Raw genomic sequence first — 16,054 nt, forward strand, 5'->3', positions numbered from 1 at the left:
CGATTAGAAGTTTTCGCCCATCTTGAATATGGGCAGGTACATGGCGACAACAATGAAACCGACCACGGAACCGAGAAACACCATGAGCATCGGCTCGAGCAGTGCCGTCAGGCCCTCCACCGCCGTATCCACTTCTTCATCGTAAAAGTCTGCGATCTTGATCAGCATGCCGTCCAGCGCACCGGCGGATTCACCGACGTCGATCATCTGTATGACCATGGGCGGGAACACATCTTCGCGCGACAGGGGTGCGGCGATGGTTTCACCTTCCTTGATGGACTCGATGGTGTTGAGAATCGCCCGCTCGACGATCTTGTTGCCGGAGGTGCGGGCACAGATATCCATCGCGTCGATCAGGGGCACACCGCTGGAAAGCAGGGTACCGAGGGTGCGGGTGAACTTGGCCACGGAAACCTTGCGGATGAGCATGCCGAACACAGGCAGTTTGAGGGCGAACCGGTCGATTTCCACCTTCCCCTTTTCGGTGGCGTACACCCGCTTGAAGATCATGAAGAACAGTATCGGTCCGCCGATGATCACGTACCACTGGTTCTGGAAAAAGTTACTGACCATCATGACGATGGCGGTCGGACCCGGAAGCTCGCCGCCGCTGCCCTCGAACATGGTGGCGAAAGCGGGGATGACGAAGATCATGAGGAAAGCCACGACCACAAATGCGACGGTGACGATGGCGCCGGGATACACCATCGCGGCTTTCACTTTTTTCTTGAGCGCGAGGGATTTTTCGATATACGCGGCCAGACGCGACAGGATGGTGTCCAGAATACCACCGGCCTCGCCCGCTTCCACCAGGTTGCAGTACAAGGCATCCCACACCTTGGGATGCCGGCGCATGGAGTCGGACAGGTTGGCGCCCTGCTCGATGCCGTTCTTGACATCCATGATGATGTCGCCAAAGGTCTTGTTGTCCGACTGCTTGCCGAGAATTTCCAGGCACTGCACCAGAGGCAGACCCGCATCCACCATCGTGGAGAACTGGCGGGTGAAGATAACGACGTCGCGTTCGGTGATTTTCTGCTTCTTCTTGCCTCCCCCACCGATCTCCAATGAAAAAAACGAGGATTTGGCTTTGAGGCTGTCCACTCGGATGTTTTTCTGCTTCAGCTTCGCCCGGGCGCCCTGCTCGTTATCGGCTTCAATTTCGCCGGTCTGCGTTTTCCCTTTTACCGTCGTTTTGTAAGTAAAAGTTGGCATGGCTTTTTTCCGTCCCCTTATTGATTAATCGAAAAGGAGGAGATGACGCTGCGCGTTTTTTCCAGCTCCAGTCCGATGCGCGACAATTGTTCGCTGGTAAACCGCAGGCGGTCCACAAGCGCTTTGACCACAAGCCGCACATCGTCCGGCAATTTTTCCACAAGGTGATTGAACTGTTCCTTTTCGATCACCCCGATTGTCACATTGCCCACCGCCACCACGCTGGCGCTCCGGACGGTCTGAGAAATCAAACCCATTTCGCCGAACACGTCCCCTGCCTTGAGGGTGTTGATCAACACGCTTTTCTTGTCCACCTTCTTGGTGACGTTGACCTTGCCCTCTATGATGATGAATGCGTTGTTGCTGACAATTCCTTCCGAAACGATGATGTCTCCATCTGCATACCGCTGAATTGTCGGAGTATCCTTGAGACTCATAATCACACTTTTCCAAGAACGTCCATAGTCTCGCGATAGATCCTATAGAAGATTTCGTTGTCTGATATGCCTTTCCTCAATACCACGTCCAGTCTGTCCAGATCCTTTTCGTTGATCACCTGGTTGACGCTGTAGGCGAAGGCTTCCATGTTGTCCGTGGACTTGAATTCCTTCCCGACCAAAGAGATGAAGGTTTTCCGCCGCAGGCTCATGGGCATGTTCAATACATACTTGTAAAGGGCACTTTCTTCCAGACTTTCCCCTCCAAACTTTTCGTGAAACACGACCACATGATAGTGAAAGAACTTCAGTTTGTGCGCGCCGTGCTCCGGTGACTTGGCCGTTTCCAGTTTGTAACCCAGTTCGGTGAGCACGTCGGCGAAAGCATCGTAATTCATCGGGTCCATGATGAGCGCGACCTTGTCACCCTCTTCATAAATGGGAGGGGCCTCATCCTCTTCGAAGGCTTCGTCGGTCACCAGCATCATGGCTTCCATGCCCTCTTCTTCCTCATCCTCCTGCTTCAGGTGCTGATCGACGCGGTTCTTCGTTTTGCACGCCGGGCAGGTGAGGTTGAACGCCTTGTCTTTGGGGACCTTTTCATCCGGAATGTTGATCGTCTTGCTGCACTGACTGCATGTGACCTGCATTCAGACTCTCCTCGGACGCATTGCCGCGTCACCTTCGCATTTTTTTCTTTTTGGCAAACCCGGTTTCCTGATCGTAAGAATCGTCCAGGGCCAGCTCCTCGATGTCCGTCGTCGCCTCGCCCCTTTCGGACTTGATGGCGTCGATGCCGCGCGCCACGACGTTGCGCCGCGACGCATACGCGAGAGCGGTTTCCTGGGTGATGAGTTCTTCGCGATACAGCTTGATGATGTGCTGGTCGAATGTCCACATACCGTAGGCGTCACCCTCGCGGATGATGTCGTAATAGGTCTTTCCCTCTTCTTCCCCATTCAGGATGGTGTCCTTGATGCGCATGTTGTTGTTCATGATTTCGAGAAGCGCAATCCGTCCGCCGCCCGCTTTCGGCACCAGGCGCTGACTGATGACCCAGCGCACGGTATCCGCGAGACGGATGCGGATCTGCTGTTCCTCTTCCTGCGAAAACATGCCGACGATGCGGTTGATGGTCTGCCCCGCGTCGACTGTATGCAGGGTGCTCATGACAAGGTGACCCGTCTCCGCGGCGCTCATGCCAATCTCCACGGTTTCGCGGTCGCGCATCTCACCCACCAGGATGACCTTCGGCGCCTGACGAAGGGCGGCACGCAGGCCCGTGGCGAAGTTGTTGAAATCGCCGCCCAGCTCCCGCTGGTTGAAAGTGGATTGCAAATGCGGGTGCACGAATTCCACCGGATCCTCCAGCGTGATGATGTGCACCGATTTGTCGTGATTGATCTTGTTGAGCAGCGCCGCGAGGGTGGTCGATTTACCGGAACCGGTGGCCCCGGTGACCAGCACCATGCCGTTTTTCTCCTCCGCCGCCTTCGCAAACTGCGGCGGCAGTTTCAAATCCTCGATCGACGGAATCCGCGTTTCCAGTTTACGCAGGACGATGCTGTAGTTGCCGCGCTGGGAGAAAATGTTGACGCGGAACCGCGCCTTGCCGGGAATGTAATACGAACAGTCGCAGGAGCCCTCGCGGAGAAGGATTTCGTTCAGCCGCCGGTCGGCGCCGATGAGGTTCAGCGCGAAGATTTCAGCCTGGAACGCCGTGATCTTCGGGATCGGCGGGTGCATGGGCACTTCCGTCAACTGGCCCGAGTTTTCCACCTGGAACGGTTTGCCCACGGTGATGTTGAGGTCGGAGATGTTTCCGAACGACTCCAGCATCGTTGTCAGAATGTGGTCGATTTCGGCTTTTCTCATGGTTGCACCCCTGCAACGGACTTTAAATGAATTCCGGTGGTGTCTTCAGGTACTGAACGAACCGCTCTTTGACAATCGATTTGTCGTACGCGTCTTCCGGGCTGATTTTCTTTGCCTGCAACGCTTCCAGAATGGCGTCGTCCAGCGACTGCATGCCGTATTTTTTTCCGGTCTGGATGACGGAGGGAATCTGGAACGTCTTGCCCTCACGAATCAGGTTCGAGGTCGCGGGCGTCACCACCAGCACTTCCAGCACCGCCAGACGGCCTTTCTTGTCCACGCGCTTGAACAGGTTCTGCGCGATGACGCCTTTCAAACTTTCGGAAAGTGTGGTGCGGATCTGCGCCTGCTGGTTGGCGGGAAACACGTCGATGACGCGGTCGACCGTCTTCGCCGCGCTCTGGGTATGCAGGGTACCGAACACGAGATGACCGGTGGAAGCGGCTTCCAGCGCCAGCTCGATGGTTTCCAGGTCCCGCATCTCACCCACGAGAATGATGTCCGGGTCTTCGCGCAGCGCACCCTTCAAGGCGGCTTTAAAACTTTTCGTGTGCACGCCCACCTCGCGGTGGTTCACCACACAGCTCGCGCTTTTGTGCACGAACTCGACGGGGTCTTCGACCGTGATGATGTGCGCTTTCTTGTTCTTGTTGACGTAGTCCATCATCGCCGCAAGGGTGGTGGACTTGCCGGAACCGGTGGGGCCGGTCACCAGCACCATGCCCTTGTGCAGCATGGCCAGCTTGGTGAGCACCGGCGGAAGGCCCAGCTGTTCCGCGGTCAGAATTTCACTGGGAATCTCGCGAAAGACGGCGCCGACGCCCCATTTCTGCTGGAAGTAGTTGGCGCGGTAACGGGCCAGGCCGGGAACTTCATAGGCGAAGTCGATGTCGCCGGTTTCTTCGAATACCTTGATCTTGTCTTCAGGGGCGATTTCGTAGAGGATGGCTTTCAGTTCATCGTTTTCAAGAACCTTGTACTTCACGCGTTCCATGTCGCCATGAATACGCAGGACCGGCTGGGACCCGGCCACCAGGTGCAGGTCGGAAGCTCCCTGCTCGTTCATCAGTTTGAAGAAAGCATCGATTTTGGCCATAGGTCACTCTACCAGTTCGGCTTTGAATACGAAGTCGAGGACCACGTTCTGCGTCCCCGGCAGTTCAAACTTCTTCCCGTTCAAAAAAAATTCCGACCCATTCCGGTTTCCGATATCCGCCAGGATCTGGTTCTCCGCTTGCAATACGATACGCTCGCCGGGTTGCAGAGTGAAATCTTTTTCTTTTTCCTCATCCACGATCATGTGGAACCAGGCTTTTTCGCTGGCGCGGATTTCCAGAGAAAAAGCGCCGGAATGGCTTGAACCCGGTGTGTTCAATGAGCTTCGGTCTGTCGGAACTAATTGATCTTGCAGGTCGTTTATTATACCACCATTTTCCGATTCCGAAATCTTATTTTCCCCGGCGGCGGCATCCAGGTCGTTCTTGGGACCGGTCAGGGAGGTGGTTTTTGCCTCGGTGGTCTCCATTCCCGAGCCGGGAGGCGGAGGGGCTTCCCCTCCCTGGGGAGGCGGACCGGGCTGCGGACCCGAGCCCATGGTCGGTTCGGATTCCGTGTGGACCGGAGGGGTCGTTTCCTGTTTCATTTCAGGTGGGGGGACGGTCGCTTCCGGCACGGAGGGCGGGGAAGACTGGAAAGTGACCCACACCAGCCAGCCCACCAGAACCAGTCCAACCACAAACCCAACCAGCTTCATCTGCGTCTGCCAGAAAGATTTTTTCTGCTCACGCTGGACGACTTCCTTCAGCGACTGTTCGCGCACTTCCCGCCGGTCCTTGCCGATGCGTTCGTCATAGGCGGTCAATAGCTCGTTGGCATCCACACCCAGCGCTTCCCCATAACCGCGGATGTACCCCTTGATGAACACCTCTGCCGGAAGGTCGTCGTAACGGTCTTCTTCCAGGGCTTCCAGGTGGCGCGTGGGAATGCGGGTGGAGTTGGCGATGTCGTCCAGGGTGACGCTCCGCAACTCCCGCTGGTGCTTCAGATATTGGCCGAAACTGTCTTCCATACTATTTCTTGGGCGAAACCTTCATGCGGTTCAACATGGATTTGGCAGTGCGGGCGTTCTCACTCAACGGCTGGAGATTGATCGCCTCCTGAAGGTGGGGACGGGCGCGCAGGTAATCCCCTTCGTCAAACAGCAGCTGACCCAGTTCAAAGTGCGCGCGGGCGGATTCCGGATTCAATTCCACCGCCTTCTGAAAACTTTTGTAGGCCAGCTCGTACTGCTCCGCCTTTTTGTAGGCAAGAGCCAGGTTGATGCGAATCTGGTCACTGTCCTTGATGTCCAGCGCTATTTGCCAGGTGCGTTCCGCCTCATTGTACTGCCCGTTTTTGTAATAGCTGAAAGCCAGCCAGTTGTAGAGCTGTTGCGGGTTCAGTACCTTCTTCGCGTCCAGTGATTTTTTAAGGTGCACAATGGCACGATCCCATCTCTCCGTTTCCATGTACAACCGCCCCAAATACTGGTACGCCTGCATGTATTCGGAATCCAGCCGGATGGCTCGCAGGAAGGATTTTTCGGCGCGTGGATACTGCCGGTCCTTGAAGTACGCCGCACCCAGGGCAACGCGGTAAAACGGATCGTCGGGAACCTCCTTGATGATCTCGACCAGTTCCTGATAATACTTGTCCCGCATGTTGAGGGTGTTGTATTTCTGCGCGTCGTTGTAGCGTTTGCGGGCATCCAGTTTTTCCCGTGGCGTGATCGAGGAGGCGCATCCGGCAAACCCGATTATAAAAACCAGCGCAAGCACTCCAAACCAACCCGCCCTTGACCGAGGAACCGGAACTGAATCTGTCATGATTTTCTATGGGTAAATGGTTGAATTTTTTAGAATTAGTAAATTATAACAAAAGGCGGGGCGTTGCACAACAAGGGAAGCGGACGGACCTGAAATCCCGTTTTTCAGGGATTTTGTGGTTCACGCAATGGATTTAAAAAAAGACGGGAATAAAAAACCCTCCCCTGAATCAGGGGAGGGTTGCAATTACCGGTAAACTTTCGGAACGGGGCCACCGGGCAGTACCCATCTGCCTGTCCACGTACGTGGTGGACTATTGGAAGACGGCTTTGGCCGAGTAGACCATGTTGCGCAGGCCGCGCGTCGAGTCCTCCACCGCCGTGGCCTCGTAGCCGCAATGCGCCGTGCAGTCGCGGCACTTGTCGTGGTTGCGGTGACCGTAACTGTCCCAGTCGGTGGTCTTCATCAGGTCACGGAAGCTTTTGGCGTAGCCCTCGTCGAGCAGGTAACACGGCTTCTGCCAGCCGAGAACGGAGTAGCACGGATTGCCCCACGGCGTGCAGTCGTAATCGCGCTTGCCCTGCAAAAAGTCGAGGTAGAACGGCGAGTGGTTGAAGTTCCACCGCCCGTCTTTGTTGCGGTTCAACAGGTCGCCGAAAAATTCCATCGTCTTCGCGCGGCCGGGAAAATGTTCCTGGTCCGGCGCATCCGGATACTGGAAGGCGGAAGACACCGTCATGCCGTCCACGCCCAGCGGCCGGATGTGGTCGAGAAACTGCTCCGCGTATTCAACGGAAACGCCATCGAAGAACGTGGTGTTGGTGGTAACGCGAAAGCCTTTTTTCTTGGCGGCGCGGATGGCATCGATTGCCTTGTCGTACACGCCCTCTTCCATGCAGATATGGTCGTGGTGTTCCTTCATGCCGTCCAGGTGAATCGACAGCGTCAGCAACGGCGATTTCGGCAGCTGGTCGAGGTACTTCTCAAGCAGGATGGCGTTGGTGCACAGGTACACGTAGCGGCCCTGCTTGACCAGACCTTCGATGATCTCCACGATGTGCGGATGGATCAGCGGTTCGCCGCCGGCGATGGAGACGATCGGCGCGCCGCATTCCTTCGCGGCCTTCAGGCACTGTTCCACGCTCAGATACTGTTTGAGAATATCGTTGGGTTTCTGAATTTTTCCACAGCCCGTGCACTCAAGGTTGCAACGGTAAAGGGGCTCGAGCATCAACACCAGCGGATACTTTTTTTTACCGAGGAGTTTTTGCTTGAACAGATAAAACCCAACTTTCATCGCCTGTCGAATTGGAATCGCCATATATTAATGTCCACTCTTTATAAATGCGGTTGAGAATCACGCAGGATGGGCCGTCCGGTTGAAAATTGTGGGGAGACCGGAATCCGGCTTGCGCTCGGCCTGTAACTTGTTAAAATTCAAATAACAATTGAGGCGACCCATATTATATAAGCAAGCCGCTCCCGGTTTCAAAAATAATTTGGGCGAAGGCCTCATTCTAATCCAGGCAACCCGCTCCGGGACCCCCGCCCCAACAGGGCGGCGGACCGCACACCGCCGGGCCCGCTTCTTCCCAATGTCGAGGACCCCGTTTTGAGAAAAGTCGCCGCCCTTCTCAGCATTGCCGTCATCATCCTAATCATTGATGGAACAATGACTTACGACTTCTTCGACCTGGAGAACAAGAGCTTCGACTTCTGGCTGGCGGCGGGGCTGACGGTCGTCATTTTCATCGTCCTCTGGTTCGCCGAAACCTCCCAGCGCCCCAACAAGCCGGGCAACGGAAACTGATCCCGCACCCGTTTTCCCGCGTACTGGGTGAGGGGGAGTCGCAACCCAACCGTTTCCCTTACAGAAAACCGGCTGCAACCTCGGCGTGGGGTGATTATTGCGTATGCAGGGAGAAAGCGTCCGCCGCCTGCTGGGTGACAACACGGCTGAGCAGAGCGTAGGGCTCGACGGTCTGGTCGGTGGCGATCCACACCTTTCCCGCGCCGCCGTGCGCGACGTTCACCGCTTCGCCTTTCGCGTTCTCGATGGCGGCGATGTGGAAGTAACTCTGCCGCGCGGGGGAGATGTACTCGACGCGGTCACCCACTTCAATCCGGTTTTTCACTTCCACTTCCATCCAGCCGGGACGCGCATCCACCACCTGCCCGGCGAACACCTGCGGCAGGTCGGTTTCCTGCGCCGAATCGAACCGTTCGGTCTGGTGATCCGACCGCGGCACAAGAAACGCCGAGGTGAAGCCACGGTTGGCGGTCTTGTTGATCTCGTCGATGAGTTTGGGATCGAATCCCTTGCCGCGCGCGAGGTCGTCGATGGCGCGGCGGTAACTGCGCACCACCATCGACAGATAGTAGATGGTCTTGGTGCGGCCTTCAATTTTGAACGAACACACGCCCGCGTCATGAATCGGTTTCAGGTACTCGATGGCGCGCAGGTCTTTCGAGTTCATGATGTAAGTGCCGTGCTCGTCTTCGTCAATGGGCATCAGCTCGCCCGGCCGTTCGCGCTCTTCCAGGAAATACTCACCATTCAGGATTTCCGGCTGGTGCGTGCTCTGCACGGGCGCCGACTCGTGCGGCTGCTGGTGCACGTTGTACTCCCAGCGGCAACTGTTGGTGCAGGTGCCCTGGTTGGCGTCGCGGTGGTTGAAATAATTCGACAGCAGGCACCGGCCCGAATAGGCAATACAAATTGCGCCGTGCACGAACGACTCCAGCTCCATCCCCGGCACCTTGGCGTGAATCTCGGCGATCTCCGGCAAAGACAACTCTCGTGACAGGATGATGCGGCTCACTCCCTCGTCGTACCAGAACTGCACCGACTCGTAGTTGATGGTGTTGGTCTGCACCGACAGGTGCACCGGCACGTGCGGGAACTCACGGCGGGCGAAGCGGATCATCCCCGGATCGGCCATGATGAAGGCGTCGGGCTGCGCCTCGGCGTAAAACGCCAGCGACTGCTTGAACGAATCGATCTTGCGGTTGGGCGGCAGGATGTTGGCGGTGATGTAAATCTTCCGCCCCATCCGGTGCGTGCGCTCGATGGCCTCTTTCAGCGTCGCGTCCTTGAACGGATTTTCGCGGGCGCGCAGCGAGAACCGCGGAATGCCCGCATAGACCGCATCGGCGCCGTAGGCCAGCGCGTAATCGAGCTTCTCCGGGCTGCCCGCAGGGGCCAGCAATTCCGGCACTCGCGTACCGGAGGAGGAAACGGAACCGTTCCCGGCCACAGTCTGTTTGTCGTCGGCGTTGTTCATGATGGTTGATTATATATAAAGGAACGCTTCCGCGAAAGTCCAACAACTGTTTTTCATGCAAGAAGTTGCTCTGGCCGGACTTTTTATTAAGAAATGGGGGATAACCGGCCCCCCCTTCTCCGAAGGGGGCTGGGGGGCTTTTTCCTTCTTCTTTATCGGTGCTTTCTTCTTGGACACTTCCCCTCCTTCGCAAGGAGGGGAATGAGGGGAGGTTACCGATGACCCCTCCCTTGATCTCCCTCCCAGGGAACTCTGTGTTCATCTGTGTGTATCGGTGGTTGGATTGGCTTCAGGAGGGGCAATGGCGGGCGGGCCGGTAGCCCAGCTCCTGGGCCTGTTTCCGGGTCTGGAAAATGACGGGTTTCCTGATCCGCACGGCGCGCGAATACCCCCGGCATGCGGGCCACTGGTAGGTGCGGCTCCGGGGATCGCCTATGATCCCGTAATGCAGGACGCGGTCGTAATCCATCTCCGCCTGGCTCCACGGCGCGTCGGGAATGACCTTCTCGCGGCGGTGCTCCCACGGCGGGACGGGTTCCACCTGCATCCACAGCCCCAGGCTGTGGGCGAAGGCGTGGTGCTCCAGCGTGGTCAGGCGCTCGTCGGGATCGGGTGTGGCGCGGTAATGCCAGCCGTAGCCCTGGGCGATGACCTCGTCATTCACCACCCGGCCTCCCGCCAGCACAGCGCGGCCCACGTGCCAGCCGTCCTTGTCCACGAAGGAGACGTCGACGCGGATGGCGCGGTGCCGGATCAATTCGTCCAGGTAATCGAACGCCTGCCTGCCGAACGGCTGGCCCGGCTCCGGTGCGTCCACTTCTTCCAATCGCACCTTGTATCGTTTATTCTCGACCTCGAGGGCGAAGGCGTCGCCGGAGAGGATCTCCACCGCATGCCCGACCAGGATTTTTTCCGGCGAGCCCAGCGCCGCCGTCAGCAACGCCACCCCCACCGCGAGTTTTAGGAAATGCATACCTTATTATATCGGACAGACGGGGAAATTCCTGGGTCCCATGCCAATAAAGTGGTTCTATTGAATGCGATTACAGAGGTATCGATTTAAATAACCATGAAGCGGAAAACCAAACAGTCGGTACGGCAGGAGGTGTGGTCGGAGATGACAAACGAGAAGGTCGCGCGCTTTCCGTTTCCCATCAAGGGCCGCATCCCGAACTTCAAAGGAGCCGAAGCCGCGGTCGAACGCCTGCGCACACTGCCCTGCTATCAAAAGGCGAAAACCCTCAAGTGCAATCCCGATTCTCCCCAGCGGCCCCTGCGCCAGGCGGCGCTTGAGGACGGTAAAACCGTATTCATGGCGGTGCCGCGCCTGAGAAAAGAAAAATGTTTTCTGAAACTCGATCCCGCAAAGATCGATCCGCGCAACTTCAAAAAAGCGGCGAGCATATCGGGATCGGAACAGTTCGGCGTGCCCGTCACGCCGCAGGAGATGCCGGCGATCGACCTCATCAGCGCGGGGTCGGTGGCGGTACGCAGAAACGGCACGCGCATCGGCAAGGGTGGGGGCTACTCGGACCTCGAGTTCGGCATCGCCACGGACCTCAAACTCATCACGAAAAAGACTGTCATCGTCACCACCGTGCACGACCTGCAGCTGGTGGATGCGGAATGGGAGGTCATGCCTTACGACATTCCGCTCGACTGGATCCTCACTCCGACGCAATCCATTGAATGTAAAAACAAACACGCCAGGCCGAAGGGCGTGTTGCGGGACCACCTCGACCCCGCCATGCAACGCGACATCCCCATTCTGGAGAGACTTATTGGACCTTTCCCGCAAAGGGAGTAAACTACAGGTATCCGACCCACCATTCGAAAGGTACGGGTTATGGCGGAGTTGCAGGTTGGCGAACAGGTTTTGCTGGACCGCAAGGGACTCGACGCCCTTCTGCAGGCTCTGCGCCGTGCCCGCTACCGGGTGGTGGGACCCACCCTCCGTGACCAGGCGGTGGTGTACGATGAAGTGCGGTCGATCAAGGACCTCCCCGAAGGCTGGACCGACGAACAGGAAGGCGGCATCTACCGTTTGAAAAAACGCGATGACGCCGCGCTGTTCGGTTACATCATCAGTCCCCATTCCTGGAAACAGTTCCTGTTTCCCCCGCGCCAGAAATTGTGGGAAGCCGACCGCAAGGGCCGTGGCATGGCCATCACACCCAACGAAGAAGACGCGCCGCGCTATGCATTACTGGGAGTGCGTGCCTGCGAACTACACGCCATCTGCATTCAGGACAAGGTGTTCCTGGAAGGCCCGTACGTCGATCCCATCTACAAGGCGCACCGCGAACGTGCGTTCATCATCGCCGTGCAATGCACGCAGGCAGGCAACACCTGTTTCTGCGTGTCGATGAACTCCGGCCCGAAAGCGGAATCGGGATTCGACCTGGCGCTCACCGAGATCGTGCAGAAAACCACTTCCCACTTCGTGGTCGAGGTGGGAAGTGACGCCGGCGCGCGCCTGCTTTCCAGGGTCCCGGTTAAAAAGGCGAAAGCCGCCGACACCGAAAAAGCCGCACAGGCCCGGGACAACGCCGTCCAGCAGATGGGCCGCAGCATGAAAAGCGACGACCTGCGGGAACTCCTGCAGAACAATTACGAACACCCGCGCTGGGAGCAGGTCGCCAACCGCTGCCTCGCCTGCGCCAATTGCACCATGGCCTGTCCCACCTGCTTCTGCTCGACCGTTGAAGACGTCACCGACCTTTCCGGCGACCACGCCGAGCGCTGGCGCAGCTGGGATTCGTGTTTCACCCTGGATTTTTCATACATCCACGGCGGCAACGTGCGCCACTCCACCCTGTCGCGCTACCGCCAATGGATGACGCACAAACTGTCCACCTGGCACGACCAGTTCGAATCCAGCGGATGCGTCGGGTGCGGGCGGTGCATCACCTGGTGCCCGGTGGGTATCGACATCACGGAAGAAGTGGCCGCCATCCGCATCCCGCCGCCCCCTTCCGTCAACCACGAGGACGAGGAGTCTCCGCCATGAACGCGCAGGAAACCAACATGAAAACCCTGGAATCCATTCTCGCCGAACATCCGTTCTTCGCAGGATTGCAGGACAAATACATGAAGCTGGTCATCGGCTGCGCATCGAACGTGCGGTTCGAGTCGGGGGAGTTCCTGTTTCGCGAAGGGGCGGCGGCGGATCATTTTTACATCATCCGGCACGGACGCGTGGCGCTGGAGATGGCGCCGCCCAACAAGCCGCCGATGATCGTGGACACCGTCGAAGGCGGGCAGGTGCTCGGCTGGTCGTGGCTGGCGCCGCCTCACCTGTGGCATTTCGATGCGCATGCATTGACCCTCGTGCGGGCCATCGCGCTGGATGCCGCCTGCCTGCGCAAAAAAATAGAGGCCGATCACGAACTGGGTTATGAACTGTTCCGGCGGTTCTTCATCATCGCCGCCGAACGCCTGCAACACACGCGCATGCAGTTGATGGACGTGTACGGGAGCACGGTCTGATGTTCGCCGCCGCGCAACCGATGGCTCAACCCATGATCCCGGAACCGCACCGCATCCTGCGCGTGCAGAAGGAAACCCGCGACAGCTTCACCCTGGAAACCCAGCCGGTGAAAGGAGCCAGGCGGTTCGATTTCAAACCGGGCCAGTTCAACATGCTTTACGTGTTCGGCGTGGGCGAGGTGCCGATTTCCATCAGCGGCGATCCGCAGAAACCGGACACCCTGCTCCATACCATCCGCGCCGTGGGCACGGTGACGCGCCACCTGAAAAAACTGCGGAAGGGCGACGTCATCGGCATCCGCGGTCCGTTCGGATCGCACTGGCCGGTGGCGGCGGCGGAAGGGAACGACGTCGTGTTCATCGCCGGGGGCATCGGGCTCGCACCGTTGCGTCCCGCCATCTACCAGGTACTGGCACGGCGGGAAAAGTACGGCGACGTGTTTATCCTGTACGGGGCCCGCACGCCCGCTGACATGATCTTCCGCAAGGAGCTGGAGGCGTGGCGCGGCCGATTCGACCTGGAAGTGGACGCGACGGTGGACACGGCCCAGCGGGGCTGGCTGGGCAACGTCGGCGTGGTGACGCAGATCGTGAAGAAAGCGAAGTTCGACGCGCACCAGACCGTCGCCATGATCTGCGGGCCGGAGGTGATGATGCGGTTCACGGTCAACGAGTTGATGGATGAGGGACTGAGCGGCGACGACATTCACCTGACCATGGAGCGCAACATGAAGTGCGCCATCGGGTTCTGCGGACATTGCCAGTACGGACCGGACTTCGTGTGCCTGGACGGCCCGGTGTTTCCGTACCAGCGCATCCGCCGCCTGTTCGGCAAACGGGAGATCTGACATGGCGGGTAAGAAAACCACGGCCAAACGCAAACCGTCGCACCGCAAACCGAAACTCGCAGTGTGGAAGTTCGCGTCCTGCGACGGATGCCAGTTGAGCCTGCTCGACTGCGAGGACGAGCTGCTCACCGTGGCCGAGCACATCACCATCGCTAATTTCCCCGAAGCGTCGAGCCGCATTCTGAAAGGGCCTTATGATGTGTCGCTGGTGGAGGGATCGATCACCACCCCGCACGACGCCGAGCGCATCCACCAGATCCGGCGCATTTCGAAGACACTGATCACCATCGGCGCCTGCGCCACCGCCGGGGGCATCCAGTCGCTCCGCAACTTCAAGGACGTCAACGAATTCATCTCCATCGTGTACGCCACGCCGGATTACATCGACAGCCTGAAAAAATCGACCGCCATCGAAGAACACGTGGCCGTCGATTTTCAATTGCAGGGGTGTCCCATCAACAAGCACCAGTTGCTCGAGGTGATCAACGCGTTTCTGAACGAACGCAAACCGAACACGCCCCCGCACAGCGTGTGCCTGGAATGCAAACGCGCGGGCAACGTGTGTGTGATGGTGGCGCACGGCACGCCGTGCATGGGTCCCATCACCCACGCCGGGTGCGGCGCGCTGTGCCCCAGTTACAACCGCGGCTGTTACGCCTGCTTCGGTCCCAAGGAAAAAGCCAACACGAATGCGATGAGCCGCGCATTCCTGGACATGGGTATGGACGAGGACAGCGTGCGCCGCGTGTTCCGCGGGGTTTACGGCTGGACCAAAAAGTTCCGCAGGGAAAGCGAAGCGTATGAAAAAAACCCGGACCATTAAAGTCGATTACCTGGCGCGGGTGGAAGGCGAGGGTGCGCTGTATCTTAAAATCCAGGACGGCGCATTGAAGGACGTGCAACTCAAAATCTTCGAGCCGCCGCGTTTTTTCGAAGCGTTCCTGCGCGGTCGCCAGTTCACCGAAGCGCCGGACATCACGGCGCGCATCTGCGGCATCTGCCCCATTGCCTACCAGATGAGCGCGGTGCACGCCATGGAGGACGCGCTGGGGGTGACCATGACCCCGCCGCTCCGGGCCCTGCGCCGCCTCATTTACTGCGGCGAATGGATCGAAAGCCACATCCTGCACGCCTTCATGCTGCACGCGCCGGATTTCCTGGGGTACCACGACGCCATCCAGATCGCGAAAGACCACAAACAGCTCATCGAAAACGTTCTGCGTTTCAAAAAACACGGCAACGAGATCGTCGCTTTCCTCGGCGGACGCGAGATTCATCCGATCAACGTGAAGGTCGGCGGATTTTACAAGGTGCCGCGCAAAACCGATTTCAAAAAGCTGGAGGAAAACCTGAAGTGGTGCCGCGACTTCGCGCTGCAGGCGGTTGAGTTCGTCGCGAAACTGCCGTTTCCCGATTTCGAAGTTGACTACGAATTCGTCGCCCTCCACCACCCGGAGGAATACCCGTTCAATGAAGGCCGCATCGTGTCCAGTCGCGGACTCGACATCGCCGCCCGCGAGTACGACGATCATTTTGAGGAACAGCACGTCGAGCGGTCCAACGCGCTGCATTCGGTATTGAAAGCACGCGGCAATTATTTCGTGGGGCCGCTGGCGCGATTCAACCTGAATCACCACCAGCTTCCGCCCGTCGCCAGGCAGGCGGCGCGTGCGGCGAAACTCAAGGCGCCCTGCCGCAATCCGTTCAAGAGCATCATCGTGCGTTGCGTGGAGGCGCTGTTCGCGGTGGACGAGGCGCTGCGCCTGATCCGCCATTACGAGATGCCGGATCGGCCGGCGCTCGACATCGAACCGAAAGCGGGAACCGGATACGCCTGCACGGAAGCGCCGCGCGGCATCCTGTACCACCGCTATCGCATCGACGACGCGGGCCTCATCCAGGACGCGAAGATCGTGCCGCCCACGTCGCAGAACCAGAAGACCATCGAGGAAGACCTGCGGCAGTTCGTTCCCCAATATATGGATCTTCCCGACGACAAACTGCAATGGCAGTGCGAACAGGCGATCCGCAATTACGATCCGTGCATCTCCTGCGCCACGCATTTCCTGAAAATGGAAGTGGACCGTTGCTGAAAGGACTCT

At 58.3% G+C, this 16,054-nt stretch carries 17 protein-coding genes; 7 read left to right on the forward strand and 10 right to left on the reverse strand.

The annotated features are described in order from the left end of the window. Positions 1-3: 3 nt before the first annotated feature. The 8 genes from ACTRW9_RS04230 to hpnH form a co-directional block, all read right to left on the reverse strand. Positions 4-1,215 carry a type II secretion system F family protein gene (locus tag ACTRW9_RS04230; protein WP_442426887.1) on the reverse strand — a complete coding sequence of 404 codons (1,212 nt, stop codon included), beginning with the start codon at positions 1,213-1,215 and terminating at the stop codon, positions 4-6. Between the two features lie 17 nt (positions 1,216-1,232). After that, positions 1,233-1,652 carry a Crp/Fnr family transcriptional regulator gene (locus tag ACTRW9_RS04235; RefSeq protein ID WP_442426888.1) on the reverse strand — a complete coding sequence of 140 codons (420 nt, stop codon included), beginning with the start codon at positions 1,650-1,652 and terminating at the stop codon, positions 1,233-1,235. Positions 1,653-1,654: 2 nt separating this feature from the next. Next, positions 1,655-2,302, reverse strand: a complete 648-nt coding sequence (locus tag ACTRW9_RS04240) for a zinc-ribbon domain-containing protein (protein ID WP_442426889.1) — start codon at positions 2,300-2,302, stop codon at positions 1,655-1,657. A 28-nt stretch (positions 2,303-2,330) separates the two neighbouring features. Then, positions 2,331-3,527, reverse strand: a complete 1,197-nt coding sequence (locus ACTRW9_RS04245) for a type IV pilus twitching motility protein PilT (protein WP_442426890.1) — start codon at positions 3,525-3,527, stop codon at positions 2,331-2,333. 22 nt (positions 3,528-3,549) lie between these two features. Further along, positions 3,550-4,623, reverse strand: a complete 1,074-nt coding sequence (locus ACTRW9_RS04250; RefSeq protein WP_442426891.1) for a type IV pilus twitching motility protein PilT — start codon at positions 4,621-4,623, stop codon at positions 3,550-3,552. A gap of 3 nt (positions 4,624-4,626) precedes the next feature. After that, complete coding sequence (locus tag ACTRW9_RS04255) at positions 4,627-5,595, reverse strand: RodZ domain-containing protein (protein ID WP_442428413.1); 969 nt, start codon at positions 5,593-5,595, stop codon at positions 4,627-4,629. Between the two features lies 1 nt (position 5,596). Beyond that, positions 5,597-6,343 carry a tetratricopeptide repeat protein gene (locus tag ACTRW9_RS04260; protein ID WP_442428414.1) on the reverse strand — a complete coding sequence of 249 codons (747 nt, stop codon included), beginning with the start codon at positions 6,341-6,343 and terminating at the stop codon, positions 5,597-5,599. A 301-nt stretch (positions 6,344-6,644) separates the two neighbouring features. Continuing rightward, the gene (gene hpnH / locus ACTRW9_RS04265; protein ID WP_442426894.1) at positions 6,645-7,652 is read right to left on the reverse strand and encodes an adenosyl-hopene transferase HpnH; all 1,008 of its coding nucleotides are present in this window, start codon (positions 7,650-7,652) and stop codon (positions 6,645-6,647) included. A gap of 291 nt (positions 7,653-7,943) precedes the next feature. Between hpnH and ACTRW9_RS04270 the strand changes: the two genes are divergently transcribed. Beyond that, positions 7,944-8,141 carry a hypothetical protein gene (locus ACTRW9_RS04270; RefSeq protein WP_442426895.1) on the forward strand — a complete coding sequence of 66 codons (198 nt, stop codon included), beginning with the start codon at positions 7,944-7,946 and terminating at the stop codon, positions 8,139-8,141. Positions 8,142-8,235: 94 nt separating this feature from the next. Here ACTRW9_RS04270 and trhP read toward each other — a convergent pair whose 3' ends face one another. Further along, complete coding sequence (gene trhP, locus ACTRW9_RS04275) at positions 8,236-9,615, reverse strand: prephenate-dependent tRNA uridine(34) hydroxylase TrhP (RefSeq protein WP_442428415.1); 1,380 nt, start codon at positions 9,613-9,615, stop codon at positions 8,236-8,238. 289 nt (positions 9,616-9,904) lie between these two features. Further along, the gene (locus tag ACTRW9_RS04280) at positions 9,905-10,588 is read right to left on the reverse strand and encodes a thermonuclease family protein (protein WP_442428416.1); all 684 of its coding nucleotides are present in this window, start codon (positions 10,586-10,588) and stop codon (positions 9,905-9,907) included. Between the two features lie 96 nt (positions 10,589-10,684). On the opposite strand from ACTRW9_RS04280, the gene ACTRW9_RS04285 reads away from it, so the two are divergent. The 6 genes from ACTRW9_RS04285 to ACTRW9_RS04310 are packed head-to-tail and all read left to right on the forward strand — an operon-like array spanning position 10,685 to position 16,045. Then, complete coding sequence (locus ACTRW9_RS04285; protein ID WP_442428417.1) at positions 10,685-11,422, forward strand: 5-formyltetrahydrofolate cyclo-ligase; 738 nt, start codon at positions 10,685-10,687, stop codon at positions 11,420-11,422. 39 nt (positions 11,423-11,461) lie between these two features. After that, entirely contained in the window at positions 11,462-12,625 is a 1,164-nt protein-coding gene (locus tag ACTRW9_RS04290) for a 4Fe-4S dicluster domain-containing protein (protein ID WP_442428418.1), read from the forward strand. Continuing rightward, entirely contained in the window at positions 12,622-13,104 is a 483-nt protein-coding gene (locus tag ACTRW9_RS04295; protein WP_442428419.1) for a cyclic nucleotide-binding domain-containing protein, read from the forward strand. Before ACTRW9_RS04290 ends, ACTRW9_RS04295 begins: the two co-directional genes overlap by 4 nt. Continuing rightward, positions 13,104-13,952 (forward strand): FAD/NAD(P)-binding protein, encoded by an 849-nt coding sequence (locus ACTRW9_RS04300; RefSeq protein ID WP_442428420.1) that lies wholly within the window; start codon positions 13,104-13,106, stop codon positions 13,950-13,952. The genes ACTRW9_RS04295 and ACTRW9_RS04300 overlap by 1 nt, the downstream gene beginning before the upstream one ends. Before the next feature lies 1 nt (position 13,953). Next, positions 13,954-14,775, forward strand: a complete 822-nt coding sequence (locus tag ACTRW9_RS04305) for an oxidoreductase (RefSeq protein ID WP_442428421.1) — start codon at positions 13,954-13,956, stop codon at positions 14,773-14,775. Then, entirely contained in the window at positions 14,753-16,045 is a 1,293-nt protein-coding gene (locus ACTRW9_RS04310) for a Ni/Fe hydrogenase subunit alpha (protein ID WP_442426903.1), read from the forward strand. Before ACTRW9_RS04305 ends, ACTRW9_RS04310 begins: the two co-directional genes overlap by 23 nt. The last annotated feature ends 9 nt before the right edge of the window (positions 16,046-16,054 follow it).

The sequence above is a fragment of the Nitrospina sp. 32_T5 genome, assembly GCF_052156635.1.
GTDB lineage: Bacteria > Nitrospinota > Nitrospinia > Nitrospinales > Nitrospinaceae > Nitrospina.

What these genes read in the sequence shown, in the direction of transcription:
- ACTRW9_RS04285 (WP_442428417.1), top strand. Translation starts at nt 10,685, where the DNA reads ATGAAGCGGAAAACCAAACAGTCGGTACGGCAGGAGGTGTGGTCGGAG.
- ACTRW9_RS04255 (WP_442428413.1), bottom strand. Translation starts at nt 5,595, where the DNA reads ATGGAAGACAGTTTCGGCCAATATCTGAAGCACCAGCGGGAGTTGCGG.
- ACTRW9_RS04295 (WP_442428419.1), top strand. Translation starts at nt 12,622, where the DNA reads ATGAACGCGCAGGAAACCAACATGAAAACCCTGGAATCCATTCTCGCC.
- ACTRW9_RS04235 (WP_442426888.1), bottom strand. Translation starts at nt 1,652, where the DNA reads ATGAGTCTCAAGGATACTCCGACAATTCAGCGGTATGCAGATGGAGAC.
- ACTRW9_RS04250 (WP_442426891.1), bottom strand. Translation starts at nt 4,623, where the DNA reads ATGGCCAAAATCGATGCTTTCTTCAAACTGATGAACGAGCAGGGAGCT.
- ACTRW9_RS04290 (WP_442428418.1), top strand. Translation starts at nt 11,462, where the DNA reads ATGGCGGAGTTGCAGGTTGGCGAACAGGTTTTGCTGGACCGCAAGGGA.
- ACTRW9_RS04310 (WP_442426903.1), top strand. Translation starts at nt 14,753, where the DNA reads ATGAAAAAAACCCGGACCATTAAAGTCGATTACCTGGCGCGGGTGGAA.
- ACTRW9_RS04280 (WP_442428416.1), bottom strand. Translation starts at nt 10,588, where the DNA reads ATGCATTTCCTAAAACTCGCGGTGGGGGTGGCGTTGCTGACGGCGGCG.
- trhP (WP_442428415.1), bottom strand. Translation starts at nt 9,615, where the DNA reads ATGAACAACGCCGACGACAAACAGACTGTGGCCGGGAACGGTTCCGTT.
- ACTRW9_RS04245 (WP_442426890.1), bottom strand. Translation starts at nt 3,527, where the DNA reads ATGAGAAAAGCCGAAATCGACCACATTCTGACAACGATGCTGGAGTCG.
- ACTRW9_RS04230 (WP_442426887.1), bottom strand. Translation starts at nt 1,215, where the DNA reads ATGCCAACTTTTACTTACAAAACGACGGTAAAAGGGAAAACGCAGACC.
- ACTRW9_RS04240 (WP_442426889.1), bottom strand. Translation starts at nt 2,302, where the DNA reads ATGCAGGTCACATGCAGTCAGTGCAGCAAGACGATCAACATTCCGGAT.
- ACTRW9_RS04300 (WP_442428420.1), top strand. Translation starts at nt 13,104, where the DNA reads ATGTTCGCCGCCGCGCAACCGATGGCTCAACCCATGATCCCGGAACCG.
- hpnH (WP_442426894.1), bottom strand. Translation starts at nt 7,652, where the DNA reads ATGGCGATTCCAATTCGACAGGCGATGAAAGTTGGGTTTTATCTGTTC.
- ACTRW9_RS04305 (WP_442428421.1), top strand. Translation starts at nt 13,954, where the DNA reads ATGGCGGGTAAGAAAACCACGGCCAAACGCAAACCGTCGCACCGCAAA.